1 protein-coding gene is annotated in these 1,399 nt (G+C 53.0%); it reads left to right on the top strand.

What is annotated here, in order from left to right:
- A partial coding sequence (locus tag AC1D1P_RS23410) for an RHS repeat domain-containing protein (RefSeq protein ID WP_477674649.1) occupies positions 1 to 1,282 on the top strand: 1,282 nt, incomplete at its 5' end.
- Between the last annotated feature and the right edge of the window lie 117 nt (positions 1,283 to 1,399).

Here is a 1,399-nt window from a genome sequence, read left to right as displayed (position 1 = left end):
GGGCAGCAGTGCGATCCAGTACAGCTACGACGCTACCGGCAACCGTATGGCCAAGGTCATCAGTGGCACGAGCTACCCGAACACCATCGCCACGACCAGCAACCGGCTGAACCAGACGCAAGACACAACAGGTACGGCCACCGTGGTGCACGATGCGGCCGGCAACATCACGAGTGACGGGACCAACAGCTACACCTACAGCGACCGGGGAAGACTGGCGACGATGACGAATGCCGGCGGCACCGTGAGCTACAGCTACAGTGCCCTGGAGTCGAGGATGAGCAAGACGGGGCCGACGGCGCTGGTGCCTACCGGTGCGGCTTACTACGTTTATGACGAAGGGGGCAAGCTGCTAGGTGAGTACGATGCCAATGGCGCTCCTCAATATGAAACCATTTACATGGGCATGCCGGTCGGGGTGATCAAGCAGACGGGGACTGCTGCAACCAGCGACATTGCCATCAGCCTGTACAACGTCTCGACCGACCAGTTGGGTGCACCCAGAGTGATTACGCGGCAGAGTGATGAAGCGATTGCTTGGCGCTGGGATACGGCGGAGCCCTTTGGGGCGACGGCGCCTGATCAGAACCCGTCAAGCCTGGGCGTCTTCGCGTTCAACCAGCGCTTACCCGGGCAGGTGTTTGATGCCGAGAGTGGGCTGTTCCAGAACTGGCACCGGGAGTACAACCCGCGCATTGGGCGCTATATRCAGTCCGATCCTATTGGACTGGCTGGCGGGATCAATACCTTTGCATATGTCTCGGCAAATCCTTTGAGTAAAATCGATCCGCAGGGGTTGTGGTCAACTGCCGCGCACAACGCGATTTTGGATRCTATAGGTGCTCAACTGAGATTAACGAGCGCACAAATAGCTGCCATGAAACAGGGTTCGCGTGATGCTGACAGCATGAAGTATCAAGATGCGGCGAACGCATTTATGCATGCAATGAGTTCATCTGCGTTAACCAAGGCGCAATCATGTAAGTTGCTGAATACATTCGTTGAGAATGAGTTAGCAAAAGCCGACACTATTTCGAATTTTGACAAAACAGCGTCGTTCATAAAGCTTGGATTTGCACTACATCCGATAATGGACTCGACATCCCCTGCACATAGGGGCTTTCAGAAATGGAATCTATTCTCGCAAGGTCACAGACATGGGTCTGGCCAGCATTCAGAGGAAGATATTCAGAGCCTAACACCAGAGCTTTTGAAAGAAACTTTGGATCAAATTAATGCTGCCATTTCAGGGCAAAAAATCGATTGTTCTTGCTATGAATAACTTGCTTAGAAGATGGGTTGCACTATGTTTTTGGTGGCCTATGCTTATCGCCTTACCGGCAAACTCGGCTTCTAGAACATTTGACCAATACCAGATAGAAACGGCATGGTTTGACTC

The sequence above is a fragment of the Polaromonas sp. P1_E1_2 genome, assembly GCF_056406035.1.
This window is presented reverse-complemented; position numbering and strand designations above follow the sequence as displayed.